Here is a 17,139-nt window from a genome sequence, read left to right on the forward strand (position 1 = left end):
CATGACTCGACCGGCGCCTTTTTAAACGTCACGGTAGCGTACCTGCATGGGGTGCAGGTGACTTCGCGCAGAAAAACCGCCGCCGAATTGCCGCTACTTTACGCCGCTTCCAACGCCCACTCCACATGCTCGCGCACGACGGCAGAAGGATCCTCAACACGCAACTTCAGCGCATCAACAATTGCCTCGCGCGCATCCCCACTCAAACTCTCCGACGAAGCCCGCAGCGCATTACCCATCCCCACAGCCAGATTGCGCAACCAACTCTCATAGCCGATGCGACGAATCGCACTGCCCTGCATGCGCGTATCGAACTCGTCGGCGGACCACGCGAACAGTTCGACCAGCGTCGCGCGATCAAGTCCATGCCGCACATCGAAATCGGCGACCGGCGCGGCCTGCGCAAACTTGTTCCACGGACAGACGAGCTGGCAATCGTCGCAGCCATACACACGATTACCGATCAGCGGCCGCATTTCCAGGGGAATATTGCCCTTCAATTCGATCGTCAGATACGAAATACAGAGGCGTGCATCGACCTTATAGGGCGCCACGATCGCCCCCGTCGGACAGGCATCGATGCAGCGCGTGCAACTGCCGCAATGCGAGCCCGGCGTTTCGGGCGCGTCGGCGGGGGACGTCTCGGCATCGGTCGGCAAGGGCACATCGACGTAGATTTCGCCCAGGAAAAACAGCGAACCCGCGTCGCGCTGCAGCAGCAGCGTGTGTTTGCCGCGCCAGCCGATTCCGGCTTTCTGGGCAAGTTCTACTTCGAGCACCGGCGCCGAATCGGTAAATACGCGGTAGCCGAACGCGCCAATCTCCGCCTCGATTTTCTCGGCCAGATGTTGCAAACGGTTACGCATTACCTTGTGATAATCGCGGCCCCGCGCATAGATCGACACCACTGCGGCCGACGGGTCCGCAAGCCGCGCATGCTCCGCTGCGCGCCAGTCTGGCGGCGCCGGCGGTACGTCCTGCAAAGCGCTTTCGTGCGCCTTTCCGCTCAATGTTTCCGCAGGCAAATAGGCGATGCGCGCGGTAATCACACGTCGCGTGCCGGCCACAAGCTCGGCGGGGCGCGCGCGTTTCATACCGTGTTTCGCCATATAATCCATCTCGCCGTGGCACCCCGCTTCCAGCCATGCTGCAAGCGGCGCTTCGGCAGCGGAGAGATCGGTGTCGCTGATGCCGATCGCCCCAAAACCCAGTTCACGGCCCCACGTTTTGATGTTGAGCGCGAGCGCATTCAGCGCCGCTTCATCGAAATGACGCTCGGCACGCACATCGTCGTTTGACGCAGGCGTGCAGGAAACAGGGGACTCCGGACTTCGGTTCATCACGCCATTTTACGAGAATGCCCGTCAATCCCGATCTCGCGATCCAACCGCCCGCCGATATCCTGCTCGAACGCTCCTTCGCGCTCGCGGATGAGGCCGCCACCAACGCATTCGGCGAGCGCTTCGCGCAAGCGATCGAAAGCGTGCGCGAGTTGCAACAAACTGGGCAACAACACACGCCAGGCGTCGCGGGTCATCAGGCATTCCACGGACTGCAAGTCCAACTCGTCGGCGACCTCGGCGCCGGCAAAACCACACTCGTGCGCGCGACCTTGCGCGGCCTCGGCCACACCGGCCGCGTGCGCAGTCCCACCTACACACTCGTCGAACCCTACGTGCTCGAGCGGCCCGCTGGGGAACTCGCGCTCTATCACTTCGATCTGTATAGATTCACGGACCCGGCCGAATGGGCCGACGCGGGCTTTCGCGAGTACTTCGACAGCGGCGCCATCTGCCTCGTCGAATGGCCGCAGCGTGCCGGGCGTCTCCTTGGCGTGCCGGATCTCGTCTTCGCGCTCGACCTGGACCACGGGGGCGACGGCCGGATACTCGTCGCACGGGCATACAGCGAATCAGGAAAGGCATGTCTCGAAAGATGTTGATCAAACCGTTCCGCTCGATCGAATCGGCGGCTACCGCAACGCATAACTGGCGGCGCCGGCAGATTCTGCGCGCGGGTGCGTCCACGCTGGTGCTCGGCCTTGTTGCCCCGCGTCTTGCGTGGGCGAGCTCGGTGCTGGGTGTGCGGGTCTGGCCGGCGCGCGATTACACGCGCGTGACGATCGAATCGGACCAGCCATTGCAGAACGCGCAGCAGTTGCTGCAGGGTCCTGACCGGCTGGTAGTCGATCTGAGCGGCCTCGATCTGGATCAGGCGCTGAAGGATCTGGTATCGAAGATCACGCCGAACGATCCGCAAATCCAGTCGGTGCGTGTCGGTCAATATCAACCGCACGTCGTGCGTATGGTGTTTGATCTGAAGGGCTCGGTGAAGCCACAGGTGTTCACGTTGCCGCCGGTCGGCGCGTACAAGTACCGGCTGGTGTTCGACCTGTACCCCGCTGTCGCACCCGATCCGCTGATGGATCTGCTCGCGCAGACCGAGCGCAAGCAGCAAACGCTGGACGAAAACAACGCCCCACCCGCCACACTGAGCGGCCCCGGCACCACGCCGCCCACCGCCGACAACAGCGAAGCCTTTTTCGAGCGCTATGCGCAGAACGGCAGCGGCGGGACGGCGCCGAACCTACCACGTCCGCCGGTGCACGTTGTGCCGCCCCCGGCTCCGCCCATCCTCGGCAAGCCTTCTATCCCGACGGCTCCGGTCGCGCCGCCAACCGCCATCGCCCGCAACAAAGGCGGCACGAGTGGCAGCAACCTCGGTGGCGACGACAACGACGGCGACGATAACTACGCCTTCACCAACCCGAAAACCGGCAAGAGCAACACGGTGCGTCTGCTCACCGTCGCGGTCGATCCGGGTCACGGTGGCGAAGACCCGGGCGCGATCGGCGGCTCGGGCACGTACGAGAAACACGTCGCACTCGACATCGCGAAGAAGCTGCGCGCGAAGATCGACGCACAGCCGAACATGCGCGCCATGATGACGCGCGACGCCGACTTCTTCGTGCCGCTGAACGTTCGCGTGCAGAAGGCGCGGCGCGTCGGCGCGGACCTGTTCGTGTCGATCCACGCGGACGCGTTCACCACGCCCGATGCGAAGGGCTCGTCGGTGTTCGCCTTGTCGGAGCACGGCGCGTCGAGCGCCGCGGCGCGCTGGATGGCGAACAAGGAGAACTCGTCGGATCAGATCGGCGGGATCAACATCAAGTCCGCCGACGCCACCGTCAATCGCGCGCTGTTCGATATGTCGACCACCGCGCAGATTCGCGACTCGATGCGCTACGGCAACTTCGTGCTGAAGGAGATCGGCGGTATCAACAAGCTGCACAAAGGCTCGGTCGAACAGGCCGGCTTTGCGGTGCTGAAGGCGCCGGATATTCCGTCGATCCTCGTGGAGACCGCCTTCATCAGCAACCCGGATGAAGAGCGCCGCCTGAACGACGACGCGTATCGGGAGAAAATGGCCGATGCGATCATGACCGGCATCAAGCGCTATTTCGCGGCAAATCCGCCGTTGGCGAAAAACCGCATGACCTGACGCGAGCCGGCGTGACACCACGTCATGCAGGCGATAAAAAAACGGCCGCTCGATGCGGCCGTTTTTTCTGCATCACGCCTAAGAGGCCATCAACGCGCCGGTGAAAACCGCTGCACGACCCAACCGCCGAACACATTCACCGCCAACCCCGCCATCACCAGCAACGCGCCCACGATCTGCGCCTCGGACAACTGCTCGTCGAGAAACAGGGACGCCGACGCCAGCCCGACAATCGGCACCAGCAGCGAGAACGGCGCCACCTGGCTCGCCGGATAGCGCGACAGAAGCCGGCTCCACAACCCGTAGCCGATCAGCGTCGCGATAAACGCGAGATACACGATGGCGAAAATCGACATCGCACTGATCCCGGACAGCGCCGCGACGATCCGCTGCGGCCCCTCGAAGGCGTACGACAGTGCGAAAAACGGCAAAGGCGGAATCAGGCTGCCCCACACCACCAGCCCGACCAGATCGACCTTGCCGACCTTCTTCGTGACGATGTTGCCGAGCGCCCACGAACACGCGGCGCACAGCGTGAGGACGAAGCCTGCGAGCGTCATCGCATGGCCGCCTTGCATGCCGATGACCGCGAGGCCGCCCGCGGCGATCAGCAAACCGACGATGTTCGGCACGCGGAAACGCTCATGCAGAAACAGCGCCGCGAAGATCAACGTGAAGAATGCCTGCGCCTGCAAGACGAGCGACGCGAGCCCCGCGGGCATGCCGACGTACATCGCCGAGAACAGGAAAGCGAATTGCCCGAACGAAATCGTCGCGCCGTAAGCGAGCAGCCAGCGCCACGGCATCTGCGGCCGCTTGACGAAAAACACTGCCGGCACGGCGGCGAGCGCGAAACGCAACGCGCCGAGCAGCATCGGCGGCACACCGTGCAGACCCACCTTGATCACGACGAAATTGACGCCCCACGCAATCACGACGACCAGCGCGAGCAGTAAATCCCTAGGCGACATCCCGGTCTCCATTTCGTTGTTGGATCCGGCAGTTTAGCGGACGTCGCCAGACTCGGCAGTGCGTTAAAACGTAGTTAGCCGTTCAGCCAGTTTTCCACGCGCAACCCCGGATAGGCGGCGAAGTCGCGTTCGTTGTTGGTCACCAGCACCACGTCAAGCCCCACGGCATGTGCCGCGATCAGCTTGTCGAGTTGATCCTTCTTACGCTCGCGCGTCGCTTCGCGAATCGGACCGTACGCGCTTGCTGCCGCACTGTCGAACGGCATGACCAGAATGTCTTCGGCGAGCGCAGCCAAACTGCGGCGATCGCGCGCGCGGTTCGCCGATACCGCCACGCCGTATTCGAGTTCCGCAAAGGTGATGGCCGACATCACCACGTCGCCAACCAGACATTGCGCGAAGCGCTTCGCAACCTGTTCCGGTTGATTCTTCATCAGGTAGATGCAGATATTGGTGTCGAGCATGTAGCGCGGCATTACAAATCCTCGCGCTCGGCCTGCTCGTGATCACCACGACCTTCCGCCATGAAGTCGGGCCCAAATTTCGCGAATTTCTTGAGCACGCCAGTCAGCGGACGCCGCGTTGGACGGATCCGCAATTCTTCGCCGACCCGTTCGATTTCAACCTCGACGTCGGCCCGGTCGAAGGCCAATTCGGCTGGAATACGCACCGCTTGCGAATTGCCGTTGCGAAAGACTTTGGTGAGCATGCTGAACTCCTGCTGCGGATGTACGCTGTATGTACGAGCTAATACTATAGTTCTTCGCGCCACCAATGTAAATACATGTGTGTACATTGGCGGCGCAGAATGCGGCCGCGGCCTCAACCGCAGTAGAATCATCCATTAAACAAAATCCAACCCACCCTTCCAGCCGAGCCTGCCCATGTCTTCCTCGATCAAAGCAGTTCTCAAACCTCATCTGCGCGACGTCGGCAGCCTCACCGTGCGGCGTGTGCTGCCGGCCATGGCTGCGCGCCTGATCGGCCCGTTCATCTTTTTCGATCACATGGGCCCCGCCACGCTCGACCCCGGCGTTGGGCTGGACGTGCGTCCGCACCCACATATCGGCCTCGCCACCGTCACGTATCTGTTCGAAGGCTCGATCATGCATCGCGACAGCCTCGGCTCCGAGCAGAAGATCGTCCCGGGCGACGTCAACTGGATGACTGCCGGACGTGGCATCGTCCATTCCGAGCGCACGCCGGCTGAAGACCGCGCAAGCGGTCTCGCCATGCACGGCATCCAGACCTGGGTCGCGCTGCCGCTCGACGACGAAGACATCGAACCGTCCTTCGCTCATCATGCGGCGGACACGCTGCCGGTGGTCGAGCGCAACGGCGTCACGCTGCGCGTGATCGCGGGCACGGCGTTCGGCGAAACCTCGCCGGTCGCGACCTTTTCCGGCACGCTCTATGTGGCCGCCGAGTTCGCCCCGGGCGGCGCCTTCGCGCTCGAACCGGAACACGAGGAGCGCGGCGTCTATCTCGTGGATGGCGATCTGGAGATCGACGGCACGCCGCTCGAAGTCGGCCAGATGGCCGTGCTCGCACTCGACGAAACCGTCACGCTGGCCAGCACCCACGGCGCGCGCGTGATGCTGCTCGGCGGCGAGAAGCTGGATGGCGAACGCTTTATCGAATGGAACTTCGTCGCCAGTTCGCGCGAGAAGATCGAAGCCGCGAAGCTGGCATGGACCAATCAGGAGATGGGCAAGGTGCCCGGCGAAACCGAATGGATTCCGCTGCCGACAAGAAAATGAGCGAGCAAGGCGGCGCTCATTCGGTCGCCGCCGGCAAGCTCGCCGTCTGTGTGAGCATGTGTGGCCGCGGTGGGCTGCATCCGCCGCGTTGAACCATTGAATTCGCGGCATACGGCCCCATCTAGCCGACAAACCGTTTTTATCGACGAGGACGCAATGGACACCACTCTGGCCACTTTCGAACAGGACGTCATCACGGCGTCGACACTGGCCCCTGTGCTGGTCGATTTCTGGGCGCCGTGGTGCGGCCCCTGCAAGACGCTCGGCCCGATGCTCGAGAAGCTCGAAGCCGAAGCCGCCGGCAAATGGAAGCTGGTGAAGGTGAACGTCGACGAGAACCAGGAACTGGCCGCGCACTTCCAGGTACGCAGCATTCCGCACGTCATGGCGTTTGCCGATGGCCAGCCGGTCGATCAATTCGTCGGCGTGCTGCCGGAAGGCCAGTTGCGCGAATTTATCGAGCGCCTCGTGCCGCAAGGCGCGGACGCGGCACGCCTTGAAGCGCAAGCCGCGTTGGCCGAAGGGCGACGTGAGGATGCGTATGACGCGCTGCAAGCTGCCCTCGCCTACGACCCAGGCTTCGACGAAGCGCGCATGGATCGCATCGAAATGCTGCTCGAAGATAATCGCATCGACGAAGCGCGCAATGAAGTCGACCTGCTATCGCCGAAAACCACGCAAGGGATCGACGCCCGCTTCAACGCGATCAAGACACGGCTCGATGCGGTAGACGCGGCGGCCGACCTGCCGCCTACGGATGCGCTCGAAGCCAAAGTCGCAGCGAACCCGGACGATCTCGAAGCACGCTTCGATCTGGCTAGCGCGCTCATCGCCCGCCGCAAATACGAAGGCGCGCTCGAGCATCTGCTAGCTATCGTGCAGCGCGACCGCACGTTCCGCGACGATATCGGCCGTAAGACGATGCTATCGGTGTTCGATCTCGCCGCGCATCAGCCGGAGCTGGTGTCGCAATGGCGGCGCAAGCTGAGCGCGTTGTTGTATTAACTGGCTGTGTGTTCAGGCGCGGCGAACGAGCCGCGCCTGTTCCGCCAACGCCCGCAACACATGCGCGGCAGCAGCAAAGCCGAAGCTCGCCGTCACGCACACACTCGATCCAAATCCCGCGCAGTTCAAACCCACTGGTCCCGTATGTCCCGGCGACGTCGTGACGTGCTCCGCTTCCTCATCGATGTCGCAAACAGCGGCTTCCGGATAGATCAGCGGCTCATCGGAATACACCGCGCTCACCTTGAACTTCGCCTTCGGGCCACGCGGAAAACCATGCTGTTTGCGCAACTGCCCGCGCACTTTTGACAGCAACGGGTCCTGGATGGTCAACGCGAGATCGTCGATCCGGATACGCGTCGGGTCCAGTTGGCCGCCCGCGCCGCCCACCGTAATCAACGGCTGCTTCTTCTCGACACACCACGCGATCAACGCGGTCTTGGTGCGCACACTGTCGATCGCATCGATCACGTAATCGAAACCACCGCCGAGCGTCGCCGCAAAATTGTCCGGCTCGACAAAGTCTTCAATCAGCCGCACGTCGCAGAACGGATTGATTGCCGCGATGCGTTCGGCCATCGCCTCGACCTTCGGTTTTCCGTAGTTGCCGTCCAGCGCATGGATCTGGCGGTTAGTGTTGCTCTCGGCAACATTGTCGAGGTCGATCAAGGTCAGCGTGCCGACCGCGCTGCGCGCCAACGCCTCGGCCACCCACGAGCCAACCCCGCCAATGCCGATCACAGCGACATGGGCCCCTTCGAACGCAGCGAGCGCCGGCGCGCCGTACAGGCGGGCAATGCCGCCGAAGCGCCGCGCGCGATCGGCGGTTTCACTCCCGTCGAGGCTGGTAGTAAGATCGGACTGCGCGGTGGGGCTGGACATGGTGGAAGGCTCGTTCAAAGCAGGCAAAACATAGAGTGGCAAAAAAACGCTCAGGCACACTCGAGCGTTCGCAGCCCGTATTTTGCCTGATCGCGACGATCCACATGGCTGCACCCACTCAGGCACAAACGGCCGCAAAACATTGTGGTGTGGATGTCCACACAGCCCAGCGGGGCTTGACCTGGTCGCGCGCAAAAAATTCAAGCCCTGGCTATACTGGTTAGACTGAAGCGTTCGCATAAGAACATGACCTCACTCGCCGAACTTCGAAAAAACTATTCGCTGGGTTCTTTGGACGTTGCCAATATCAACCGCAACCCGTTTCGTCAATTCGACGCGTGGTTTCAGCAAGCGGTAGACGCCCAACTGCCCGAACCGAATACGATGACGCTGGCCACCGTCGACTCGCGTGGCCGGCCGTCGGCGCGCATCGTGTTGATCAAAGGTGTGGACGAGCGCGGCTTTGTGTTCTTCACCAACTACGAAAGCCGCAAGGGCCGCGAACTGGCCGCCAATCCCTACGCGAGCCTGCTGTTCTACTGGATCGAACTCGAACGCCAGGTGCGCGTTGAAGGCCGCATCGTCAAAACCAGCCCGGAAGAAAGCGATACGTATTACGCGTCGCGTCCGCTTGGTTCACGCATCGGCGCGTGGGCATCCAATCAAAGTCAGGTAATTGAAAGCCGCTCGCAGCTCGAAACACGCGAACGCGAAATCAGCCTGCAATACGGCGACCAGCCACCGCGCCCACCACACTGGGGCGGTTATCGTTTGGTACCCGAAGCAATCGAATTCTGGCAGGGCCGACCGTCGCGTCTGCACGACCGTCTGCTCTTCACGCGTTCAAGCGAAAGCAGCGACTGGCAAATCTCCCGCCTATCGCCTTGAATCGGAATACAACACGTATGCGCGTTGCCAACGCAGCAACGCGCGACGGCCGGATTGCGCCTCGCGGTATGGGAGTTGCACCGCAGTGAGCTGCGATCCACACAGGCTTTGCTTTAGTTCAACGGACACGGAGAAATCACATGTTCTGGGAGAAAAAGCTGGCGCAGTGGGTGGAAGACGTAAAAACCAAGGCTAACCTGCCAGCACGCCTTGTGTTGTGGGACGGTCAGCAACATGACTTCGGGCAGTTCGCCGCGCCTCAGGTCACGCTACATGTCAAAAGCGCCACGGCGCTGCCCTATCTGCTCGAACCGAGCCTCGACAATCTCGGCGAGGCGTACGTGAAGGGCAAGATCGACATCGAAGGCAAGCTGTCGGACATCATCAACGTCAGCTACCAGCTGGCGCGCAACACCGTCACCAGCGCGAGCAAGCTGGCGCGCGTGCGGCGCTACTTCCAGCACTCGAAGTCGTCGGACAAGAAGGCCATTCAGTATCACTACGACGTCTCGAACGAGTTCTACAAGCTGTGGCTCGACGAGAACATGGTGTACTCGTGTGCGTACTTCGAGAATGGCGACGAAGATCTCGCCACCGCGCAGATCAAGAAGATCGACCACATCCTTACCAAGATCCAGTTGCAACCGGGGCAGCGCCTGCTCGATATCGGTTGCGGCTGGGGCGCGCTCGTGCTGCGCGCGGCGCAGAAGTTCGGCGCGAAGTGCGTGGGCGTGACGCTGTCGCAGAACCAGTTCGATCTCGCTACCGCACGCGTGAAAGCCGCAGGGCTGGAAAACCAGATCGAGATTCGTCTGCAGGATTACCGCGACGTCGAAGGGCAGTTCGATCGCATCACCAGCGTCGGCATGTTCGAGCACGTCGGCCGCAAAAATCTGCCGGGCTACTTCAAGAAGATCCACGATCTGCTCGTCGACGACGGCGTCGCCATGAATCACGGCATTACGTCGAGCGATTCGGACAGCGGCGAAACCGCGCTCGGCGGCGGCGAATTCATCGACCGTTATGTGTTCCCGGACGGCGAGCTGCCGCATATCGGCCTTGCGCTCGAAGCAATGCAGCGCGGCGGGCTCGAAGCGGTTGACGTCGAAAGCCTGCGCCGTCACTATGCGCACACGCTGGACATCTGGGCGGAAAACTTCGAGGCGCATGCGGACGAAGCCCGCACGCTGGTCGACGACGAAAAATTCCGCATCTGGCGCGTGTACCTCGCCGGTTGTGCGTACGCATTCGAAACCGACGACGTCTCGATCTACCAGGTGGTGTGCCGCAAAGCCGGCCGCAGCGCGAAAACCTTGCCGTGGTCGCGTCGCTATATGTACGACAAATCACTGTGATACGGTTGCGCCACGGCGATGTGCCGTGGCTGCGTGCCGGATCTACGTGCATGGCGTAGACGGCCCGACGCGGCGCAAACCTTAAACAGCAGGTCGAACATCGATGGACCAGAGCGGGACAAGTGAAGTTGAACAGCCGGTGAGCGGCGAGCAGGACGCACAGGCCGATGCACCGCAGTTCGATCTGTTTGGGATGCCGGTCGAGCAGGTACCGGCATCGGCGGCGCCCGCCGCTGCCACCCCGGCAACGGTCGACGAAACGGCACAGCTCGAGCGGCGGCGGCAGCCGCGCGCAAAGAAAAGCGCCACCACCCTCTGGCAGGAAGATGACGCGCCACCGGCGCCCATCGCCGACGCCGACTCCAGTTCAACACCGTCTTCCCCGGATACGCCGAAAAAACGCCGTACCCGCGACGTGCTCGCCGCTCCGCCCTCTGCTGAACTCCTGGCGCTCGCCGCCGAACTGCCGGCGCAAATCCATCTCGGTACGTCGACATGGTCGTTTCCGGGCTGGAACGGCATCGTCTACGGCGACGAGTACAGCAACAGCAAACTCTCGCGCGAGGGTCTGACGGCTTACGGCGCACATCCGCTGTTGAGGACAGTCAGCATCGACCGGTCGTTTTACCAGGCGCTCACCGTCACCGAATACCTGCGCTACGCGCAGCAGGTGCCGGAGCACTTCCGCTTCATCGTCAAAGCGCCGATGACGATCACCGACGCCACCGTGCGCGCCGAACGCGGCGAGCCGGTTTCGTTGAACCCGTGCTTCCTGAACGCGCAAATGGCGATCGACGAATTCGTCACGCCATGTCTCGAAGGCCTCGGCGCGAAAGCCGGTGCGCTGGTGTTCCAGCTCTCGCCGCTGCCCGACCAGATGCTCGCGCAACCGGCGGTGTTCATCGAGCGACTCGCCGAGTTCCTGACGGCGTTGCCGAAGCTGCCCGAAGGCACGTGCTATGCGATCGAAATCCGTGATGGGAGTTTGCTCACGCCGCGCTTTATCCGCACGCTAAAGGCGGCGGGCGTGCGGTATTGCGTGGGGATTCATGCGCGGATGCCGGATCCGCTGCGCCAGGCGGCGGCGCTCGCGCTACTGGACGGCGAGCCGGCCGGCCCGCTGATCGTGCGCTGGAGTTTGCACGGCGGCTTCAAATACGAACAGGCGAAAGCCAAGTACGAACCGTTCAACCAGCTGGTCGATCAGGACCCGTCGACCCGCGCGGCGCTCGCCGAGCTGGCCGCGCGCTATGCGCTGGCCGGCCAGCCGGTGGTGATCGCGATCAACAATAAGGCGGAGGGGTCGGCGCCGTTGAGTTGCGTGGAACTGGCGCGGGAGATTATTGAAGCGTATGCACGGATTGCTCACGAGCATGACCATGACCAGGTGCAAACGCGCCCGGAGTCAGAGCCCGATTCGAACGAGAATGGGCAGCAAGAAGGCGACGAGGAAGGCTGAGCGGCGGCGCAACGCCCACGCGTGGCGAGCCGTCTGAGGTCACAAGGCTTGCCGAGCTGCCACTTAAGCGGCGGCCGCTCAGGTCGAAACCCAAACCGCCGCCCGTCCCGCCAATCAGTCCACCACCGCCGCACCGTCTCAGCTCGCCTTGATCCGATGCGCGAACTTCTGACGAAACTTCGCGACCTTCGGCGCCACAACGAACGAGCAGTACCCCTGATTCGGGTGCTGCGCGAAGTAGTTCTGGTGATACGCCTCAGCCGCCCAGTAATTACCGTCGAGCGGTAGCACCTGGGTGACGATCTGGCCGTCGTAGATACCCTGTTCACCGATCTCGCGAATCGCCTGCAGCGCCGTTTCCCGCTGCGCATCGGAGTGGGTAAAAATCACCGAGCGGTACTGCGTGCCGACATCGTTGCCCTGCCGGTTCAACTGGGTCGGATCGTGGATCGCAAAGAAAATATCGAGAATCTCGCGATAGCTGATCTTCGCCGGATCGAAGTCGACGTTCACGACTTCCGCGTGGCCCGTCACGCCGTCGCACACCTGTTCATAGGTCGGCCGCTGGGTCTGGCCGCCCGCGTAGCCCGACTCCACCGAGTTCACGCCTTCGACGCCCAGATACACCGCTTCGAGGCACCAGAAACACCCGCCACCGAGGGTGGCGACTTCGCCTGTCTGACTCATGCTGCTTGCTCCTTGATACTCATAGTCGGCCGATGCCGGTCCCAGTTAACCGCAACGCTCATGCCACCACCAAGACTTTCCAGCTTAGCGGTTTTTCCATTAACCGGCAGGTGTCGCGGCCAGTCCACCGCGATTGCAGTTAAAATTGGGGCAAATCGACGATTTTCACTATGACTTTTGAATCATTTGTTTCCGGCCGCACGCGCGATGGGTTCACTCCGAGGTTCGCCCGGTTTGCGCCGAAGGCTTCCGCCCGATGAAGCGCGCCAGCCCGCCCAACTTCGACCAGCCCGCCTTTAAACAGGCGCTCAGCCAATTCGCCACCGGCGTCACCGTCATCACCACGCGTGCGGCGTCCGGCCAATTGATCGGCATCACGGCCAGCTCGTTCAATTCGGTTTCGCTCAATCCGCCGCTGGTGCTGTGGAGCCTCGCCACGCGCTCGGCGTCGATGTCGGTGTTCCGGGCGAACAGTCACTACGTGGTCAACGTGCTGGCCGCGTCGCAGCTCGATCTGTGCAAGCGCTTTGCCACCGTGAAGGGCGATCGTTTCGAAGGTGTCTCGCACGCCGAAGGCGACACCGGCATGCCGGTGCTCGACGGCGCGCTCGCCTGGTTCGAATGCCATAACCGCAGCCGCTACGAAGAAGGCGACCACGTGATTTTCGTCGGCGAAGTGGAGCGCTGCGGCGTCCACGAGAGTGCCGCGGAGATTGCGCCGCTCGTCTTCCACAGCGGTCAATTCCACGGACTCAAGCCGCTCTGAACGCGGCGCCGCTGTGTTTTAACAGCGGCCCGCAAGCGGGCAAAAACGGCAACACGCCGACCGACGCAAGCTGAGCAGCAACTCGCACTCAGCTGTGCGGCGCGCTATGTCCGGTAGTTTTCGGCACCAGCGACACTGGCACGCCCGAATCTTCTTTCAACGTCTGCAACACGATATTCGAACGAATATCCATCACGCCCGGCGCCTTATAGAGGCGTTGCAGCACGAAATCCGAATAGTGTTTGAGATTGTGCGCGAGCACCCGCAGCAGGTAATGGGTTTCGCCGGTCACGACAAACGCACCGACCACTTCCGGCCAGTCCCGCACCGCCTCCGCAAAACGCTCGTGCCAGTTCTCCTGGTCGTTGCGCATCGACACCTGCACGAACGCTTCCAGTTCAAAACCCAGTACTTCGCGATTCAGACACGCACGGTAATGTTCGATGACGCCCTGCTCTTCCAGCAGGCGCAGGCGTCGTAGACAGGCCGATGGCGAAAGCGAAATGCGCTCCGCCAAATCGAGATTGCTGATCCGTCCTTCTTGCTGAAGCACCGTCAAGATACGGCAATCGGTGGCGTCGAGCGAGATCGCGTTCATATTCGGTCTCCCTTTCCCATTTGACTCAAATTATGTTCCAAGACACGGCTCAGAAGGAGATTTTTTCGCAATCACATTTCGCGCCAAGCCACCTATCATTCCCGGATAGACACAATCCGCAGATGGAGACATGCACACACTCTGGGACATCACCCCCGCCGTCGATACCGCGACGCCCGTCTGGCCCGGCGATACGCCGGTCGGCATCGAACGCGTGTGGCGCATGGAGGCGGGCTCGCCCGTCAACGTCGCGCGGCTGACCTTGTCGCCGCATACCGGCGCCCACACCGACGCCCCGCTCCACTACGACGCCGAAGGCGCGGCGATCGGCCAGGTTGCGCTCGATGCGTACCTTGGACGCTGCCGCGTAATTCATTGCATCGGCGCTTCGCCTGTTGTCACGCCACAACACCTGAGCGGCTCGCTCGACGACCTGCCGCCGCGAGTCTTACTACGCACTTACAAAAACGCGCCGACTACGGTCTGGGATAGCGCGTTCTGCGCGGTCGCGCCGGAGACCATCGACCTGCTGGCAGCGAAAGGGGTGAAGCTGATCGGCATCGATACGCCGTCGCTCGATCCGCAGGAATCGAAGACGATGGACGCGCACCATCGCATTCGCGCGCATCGTATGGCGATTCTCGAAGGCATCGTGCTGGATGCCGTCGCACCCGGCGACTACGAACTGATCGCGCTGCCGCTGAAGCTGACCACGCTCGATGCGAGCCCCGTGCGCGCCGTGTTGCGCGCGCTGCCCGACTCTCGCTGATCGTCGACGCTCTGCAAGCTGAATCACCGCACTCATCGCATTCACCGAATTCCCTGATCTGACTGACTGGACCATCATGAACACTCGTGAAGAAGCATTGGCGCTGGATCGCGCCGACCCGCTCGCAACGCTGCGCGACCAGTTCGCGCTGTCGTCGACGACCATCTATCTCGACGGCAACTCGCTCGGCGTGCCGCCGGCCGCCGCCGCGCAACGCGCGCAGACCGTGATCGGCGCCGAATGGGGCGAAGGTCTCATCCGCAGCTGGAACACCGCCGGCTGGTTTGAATTGCCGCGCCGTCTTGGCAACAAGCTCGCACCGCTGATCGGTGCGGCTGAAAACGAGGTGGTCGTCACGGATACGATTTCGATCAATCTGTTCAAGCTTTTGTCGGCAGCCCTGCGCTTGGCGAACGCACGCGATCCGAAGCGTCGCGTGATCGTTTCTGAGCGCTCGAATTTCCCGACCGATCTGTATATCGCGCAAGGGCTGATCGAACAGCTCGACCGCGGTTATGAGTTGCGCCTCGTTGATGATCCGTCCGAGTTGCCCGCCGCGATCGGCGACGACACCGCGATCGCGATGATCACTCATGTGAATTACCGCACCGGCTATATGCACGACATGGCCGCACTGACCAAACTGATCCATGACAAAGGCGCGCTCGCCCTGTGGGATCTCGCGCATTCGGCGGGCGCGGTGCCCGTCGACCTGAATGGTGTTGGGGCTGACTACGCGGTCGGCTGTACGTATAAGTATCTGAACGGCGGTCCGGGTTCGCCCGCATTCGTATGGGTGCCGGAGCGGCATCAAAACGATTTTTCGCAGCCGCTGTCCGGTTGGTGGGGGCATCGTGCGCCGTTCAAGATGGACCCGGCGTATCAACCTGACGATGGCATCGGTCGCTTCCTGTGCGGCACGCAACCGATGGTGTCGATGTCGCTCGTCGAATGCGGTCTCGATGTGTTCCTGCAAACGGATATGCAGACGATCCGCGCGAAGTCGCTCGCGTTGACCGATTTGTTTATCGAACTGGTCGAAGCGCGTTGCAGCGAATTTCCTTTGAAGCTTGTAACGCCGCGTGAGCATGCGCAGCGCGGTTCGCATGCGAGCTTCGAGCATCCGCATGGTTATGAAGTGATGCAGGCGTTGATCGCGCGTGGCGTGATCGGCGACTATCGCGAGCCGCATGTGTTGCGGTTTGGCTTTACGCCGCTGTATACGCGCTTTGTCGATGTGTGGGATGCGGTCGAGACGTTACGCGAGGTGCTTACGCAAGAGACCTGGCGGGCACCTGAATTTGCCGCTCGCGGCGCTGTGACCTAAGGAGCGCGCGATGACCGATCATATGCAAACGCCGGGATTGCCGGAAGAAAAACCGGCGCAAGGGTGTCCGTTTGGGCATGGCAGTGGGGTTGCTGCTACGGCGTCTGCAACGGCCACTGCTGCCGCCGATTCCGGCGACGGCTGGCATGACGCGCAGCTCGATTTTTCGGAGTCGATGAGTTACGGCGACTATCTTTCGCTGGGGACGGTGCTGGATGCGCAGCATCCGTTGTCGCCGGATCACAACGAGATGCTGTTCATCATCCAGCATCAGACGAGTGAGTTGTGGATGAAGCTCGCGCTGTATGAATTGCGCGCGGCGCTGAAGGCGGTGCATCGCGACGAGTTGCCGCCGGCGTTCAAGATGCTCGCTCGTGTGTCGCGGGTCATGGAGCAGCTCGTGCAGGCATGGAGCGTTCTCGCGACGATGACGCCGTCCGAGTACACCGCGATGCGGCCTTATCTGGGTAGCTCTTCCGGGTTCCAGTCTTATCAGTATCGGCAGATTGAGTTTTTGCTCGGCAATAAAAATGAGCAGATGCTGAAGCCGCATGCACATCGGGCAGATGTTCTTGCTGAGGTGACGGCTTCGCTGGAAGCGCCTTCGTTTTACGATGAAGTTGTTCGACTGCTGGCGCGGCGTGGGTTTGCGATTTCACCTTCCAGATTGGAGCGGGATTGGACGCAACCGACTACGCATGATGCTTCCGTTGAGGCGGCGTGGTTGGAGGTTTATAGGAATCCTTCGCAGCATTGGGAGTTGTATGAAATGGCGGAGGAACTTGTCGATCTCGAGGATGCGTTTCGACAGTGGCGGTTCAGGCATGTGACTACGGTTGAACGGATTATTGGGTTCAAGCAAGGCACGGGTGGTACGAGTGGCGCGCCTTATCTCCGGAAGATGCTCGATGTGGTTTTGTTTCCTGAGCTTTGGCATGTGAGGACGATGCTTTAAGCGTCTTCGTTTCGTTGCCAATGCTCGATGCATTGAGCGTGTTCATGCAATGCGCGGTGCACGCGCAGACGCACAGGTCGCAATGTAAAGATTGGTCACAGTTTGTGTTTTTAGCCTGTGTGGTTGATCGTCTTAAAAAACGGTTGGGTTAGATTTCTATGTGCCGTCGGACAAGACGGCTGGGTGTGAGAGCCCGAAGCAACGAAACGCACTACT

18 protein-coding genes are annotated in these 17,139 nt (G+C 61.8%); 11 read left to right on the forward strand and 7 right to left on the reverse strand.

Annotated elements, in window-relative coordinates:
- Nucleotides 1-98: 98 nt before the first annotated feature.
- Nucleotides 99-1,340 carry a tRNA epoxyqueuosine(34) reductase QueG gene (queG, locus tag M0D68_RS17645; RefSeq protein ID WP_200618242.1) on the reverse strand — a complete coding sequence of 414 codons (1,242 nt, stop codon included), beginning with the start codon at nt 1,338-1,340 and terminating at the stop codon, nt 99-101.
- A gap of 17 nt (nt 1,341-1,357) precedes the next feature.
- Between queG and tsaE the strand changes: the two genes are divergently transcribed.
- Both tsaE and M0D68_RS17655 read left to right on the forward strand, forming a co-directional pair.
- Complete coding sequence (gene tsaE, locus M0D68_RS17650; protein ID WP_200618241.1) at nt 1,358-1,942, forward strand: tRNA (adenosine(37)-N6)-threonylcarbamoyltransferase complex ATPase subunit type 1 TsaE; 585 nt, start codon at nt 1,358-1,360, stop codon at nt 1,940-1,942.
- The gene (locus M0D68_RS17655) at nt 1,924-3,501 is read left to right on the forward strand and encodes an N-acetylmuramoyl-L-alanine amidase (protein ID WP_200618240.1); all 1,578 of its coding nucleotides are present in this window, start codon (nt 1,924-1,926) and stop codon (nt 3,499-3,501) included. The genes tsaE and M0D68_RS17655 overlap by 19 nt, the downstream gene beginning before the upstream one ends.
- Before the next feature lie 89 nt (nt 3,502-3,590).
- Here M0D68_RS17655 and M0D68_RS17660 read toward each other — a convergent pair whose 3' ends face one another.
- The 3 genes from M0D68_RS17660 to vapB form a co-directional block, all read right to left on the reverse strand.
- Nucleotides 3,591-4,472, reverse strand: coding sequence for an EamA family transporter (locus M0D68_RS17660; protein ID WP_054034327.1), 882 nt, complete (start codon nt 4,470-4,472; stop codon nt 3,591-3,593).
- A 74-nt stretch (nt 4,473-4,546) separates the two neighbouring features.
- A complete protein-coding gene (locus M0D68_RS17665; protein ID WP_093635692.1) occupies nt 4,547-4,948 on the reverse strand; it encodes a type II toxin-antitoxin system VapC family toxin in 402 nt (133 codons plus the stop codon).
- Nucleotides 4,948-5,181: a type II toxin-antitoxin system VapB family antitoxin gene (gene vapB / locus M0D68_RS17670; RefSeq protein ID WP_054034329.1), complete on the reverse strand. Its 234-nt coding sequence runs from the start codon at nt 5,179-5,181 to the stop codon at nt 4,948-4,950. Before vapB ends, M0D68_RS17665 begins: the two co-directional genes overlap by 1 nt.
- Before the next feature lie 175 nt (nt 5,182-5,356).
- Between vapB and M0D68_RS17675 the strand changes: the two genes are divergently transcribed.
- On the forward strand, nt 5,357-6,232 hold the full coding sequence (locus M0D68_RS17675) for a pirin family protein (RefSeq protein WP_093635690.1): 876 nt from the start codon (nt 5,357-5,359) through the stop codon (nt 6,230-6,232).
- Between the two features lie 156 nt (nt 6,233-6,388).
- Nucleotides 6,389-7,237 (forward strand): thioredoxin, encoded by an 849-nt coding sequence (trxA, locus tag M0D68_RS17680; RefSeq protein ID WP_200565133.1) that lies wholly within the window; start codon nt 6,389-6,391, stop codon nt 7,235-7,237.
- Nucleotides 7,238-7,249: 12 nt separating this feature from the next.
- On the opposite strand, the gene tcdA is transcribed toward trxA, so the two are convergent.
- The gene (gene tcdA, locus M0D68_RS17685; RefSeq protein ID WP_200618239.1) at nt 7,250-8,119 is read right to left on the reverse strand and encodes a tRNA cyclic N6-threonylcarbamoyladenosine(37) synthase TcdA; all 870 of its coding nucleotides are present in this window, start codon (nt 8,117-8,119) and stop codon (nt 7,250-7,252) included.
- Nucleotides 8,120-8,365: 246 nt separating this feature from the next.
- On the opposite strand from tcdA, the gene pdxH reads away from it, so the two are divergent.
- From pdxH to M0D68_RS17700, 3 genes are all read left to right on the forward strand, one after another.
- The gene (gene pdxH, locus M0D68_RS17690; protein WP_093635686.1) at nt 8,366-9,007 is read left to right on the forward strand and encodes a pyridoxamine 5'-phosphate oxidase; all 642 of its coding nucleotides are present in this window, start codon (nt 8,366-8,368) and stop codon (nt 9,005-9,007) included.
- A 140-nt stretch (nt 9,008-9,147) separates the two neighbouring features.
- Complete coding sequence (locus M0D68_RS17695) at nt 9,148-10,362, forward strand: cyclopropane-fatty-acyl-phospholipid synthase family protein (RefSeq protein WP_093635684.1); 1,215 nt, start codon at nt 9,148-9,150, stop codon at nt 10,360-10,362.
- A gap of 103 nt (nt 10,363-10,465) precedes the next feature.
- Complete coding sequence (locus M0D68_RS17700; RefSeq protein WP_200618238.1) at nt 10,466-11,821, forward strand: DUF72 domain-containing protein; 1,356 nt, start codon at nt 10,466-10,468, stop codon at nt 11,819-11,821.
- 138 nt (nt 11,822-11,959) lie between these two features.
- On the opposite strand, the gene msrA is transcribed toward M0D68_RS17700, so the two are convergent.
- Nucleotides 11,960-12,508 (reverse strand): peptide-methionine (S)-S-oxide reductase MsrA, encoded by a 549-nt coding sequence (msrA, locus tag M0D68_RS17705; RefSeq protein WP_093635680.1) that lies wholly within the window; start codon nt 12,506-12,508, stop codon nt 11,960-11,962.
- A gap of 256 nt (nt 12,509-12,764) precedes the next feature.
- Here msrA and M0D68_RS17710 point away from each other — a divergent pair, with 256 nt between their 5' ends.
- On the forward strand, nt 12,765-13,274 hold the full coding sequence (locus M0D68_RS17710) for a flavin reductase family protein (protein WP_054034333.1): 510 nt from the start codon (nt 12,765-12,767) through the stop codon (nt 13,272-13,274).
- An 88-nt stretch (nt 13,275-13,362) separates the two neighbouring features.
- Here M0D68_RS17710 and M0D68_RS17715 read toward each other — a convergent pair whose 3' ends face one another.
- The gene (locus M0D68_RS17715) at nt 13,363-13,872 is read right to left on the reverse strand and encodes an Lrp/AsnC family transcriptional regulator (RefSeq protein ID WP_054034335.1); all 510 of its coding nucleotides are present in this window, start codon (nt 13,870-13,872) and stop codon (nt 13,363-13,365) included.
- A gap of 130 nt (nt 13,873-14,002) precedes the next feature.
- On the opposite strand from M0D68_RS17715, the gene kynB reads away from it, so the two are divergent.
- The 3 genes from kynB (at nt 14,003) to kynA (ending at nt 16,923) form a co-directional block, all read left to right on the forward strand.
- Nucleotides 14,003-14,641, forward strand: a complete 639-nt coding sequence (kynB, locus tag M0D68_RS17720) for an arylformamidase (RefSeq protein ID WP_200618237.1) — start codon at nt 14,003-14,005, stop codon at nt 14,639-14,641.
- 76 nt (nt 14,642-14,717) lie between these two features.
- Nucleotides 14,718-15,968 carry a kynureninase gene (gene kynU / locus M0D68_RS17725; protein WP_200618236.1) on the forward strand — a complete coding sequence of 417 codons (1,251 nt, stop codon included), beginning with the start codon at nt 14,718-14,720 and terminating at the stop codon, nt 15,966-15,968.
- Nucleotides 15,969-15,978: 10 nt separating this feature from the next.
- The gene (kynA, locus tag M0D68_RS17730; RefSeq protein WP_200618235.1) at nt 15,979-16,923 is read left to right on the forward strand and encodes a tryptophan 2,3-dioxygenase; all 945 of its coding nucleotides are present in this window, start codon (nt 15,979-15,981) and stop codon (nt 16,921-16,923) included.
- Nucleotides 16,924-17,139 lie beyond the last annotated feature (216 nt).

The organism is Paraburkholderia sp. SEWSISQ10-3 4 (assembly GCF_030464785.1).
Lineage (GTDB): Bacteria > Pseudomonadota > Gammaproteobacteria > Burkholderiales > Burkholderiaceae > Paraburkholderia > Paraburkholderia aspalathi.